This is a genomic window from Pauljensenia sp. UMB3104 (genome assembly GCF_030217285.1).
Classification (GTDB): domain Bacteria; phylum Actinomycetota; class Actinomycetes; order Actinomycetales; family Actinomycetaceae; genus Pauljensenia.
In genome coordinates this window covers 1-313 of record NZ_JASONN010000167.1, presented here as the reverse complement: position 1 = coordinate 313, position 313 = coordinate 1, and the positions used below count along the sequence as shown (strand labels likewise).

At 50.5% G+C, this 313-nt stretch carries 1 protein-coding gene; it reads right to left on the bottom strand.

Features of this window, described 5'->3' with window-relative positions; translation table 11 throughout:
* A partial coding sequence (locus QP415_RS11210; protein WP_285100114.1) for a Rib/alpha-like domain-containing protein occupies positions 1 to 313 on the bottom strand: 313 nt, incomplete at both ends.

The following is a 313-nucleotide window of genomic DNA, read 5'->3' as shown; positions in this document are numbered from 1 at the left end:
GCATTACCATCAGCATCCTTAGGAGCCACAACAGTCCCAGACTCCCCAGCCTTGACCACAGTATCCTGCGCATACTTCGGATCAACCGAATCAGCAACAGGCTTATCAGCCGCACCAACCTTAACCGGAACCTCAACAGTGTCAGTAGACCCATCCGGATAAGTCACCACAACCGGAACCTTATAATCACCAGGAACTACATCCTTACCAGGAGCAACAGTAATAGACCCATCCGGGTTGACCTTAGCCCACTCAGGAACATCCTTACCAGGAACAAACTTAGTACCCTCCGGCAAAGCATTACCATCAGCAT